This window comes from Parendozoicomonas sp. 209JJ7-1, assembly GCF_058147085.1.
Genome location: NZ_JBYVJU010000168.1, coordinates 1 through 453, shown reverse-complemented (window position 1 = coordinate 453; position 453 = coordinate 1). Strand labels below are relative to the sequence as shown.

Annotated in this window: 1 protein-coding gene; it reads right to left on the bottom strand. The window is 45.3% G+C overall.

Going from position 1 to position 453, the window contains the following annotated elements; all coding sequences use genetic code 11:
* Window positions 1–102: 102 nt before the first annotated feature.
* On the bottom strand, window positions 103–453 hold a 351-nt coding region (locus ACY2RQ_RS19870), incomplete at its 5' end, for a hypothetical protein (protein ID WP_490114749.1).

Here is a 453-nt window from a genome sequence, read left to right as displayed (position 1 = left end):
AAGTTCAGCGGCAGTTTGTGGAGCTGAGCAAATGTGTTACAGCGTAGCGACAACACATTTGAGCCGCGGAACAAACTGTCCGTCTGCAACGCCTTGTTAGGTTTATAGCTTTGCAAACTTTCGCAACCCGAATGGCAATGAGAACTTTGTAAAATTCAGCACATTAAACTCGCCTCTTGGAAATGACTCTGTACTTAATGCTGCACCTGATTCCATTAGCATTCTTTTACCGCAAGGCTCGCCATCCGGGGTAGTATTATTGCCGATAAGGATATCGGTACCGTCTTGTGAAATACTCCACTCGTAATTAAGGACGACTTCGTCTCCGCCAACTACACACCCCGTGCCATTCTCATGAAAGTGAAGCTGTTTATCATTTGAGAGATCCTCCTCGAATGCTGCATTGATGCTCCACTTTCCGATTATTTCTGCTCTATCCATAATTGGGAAACC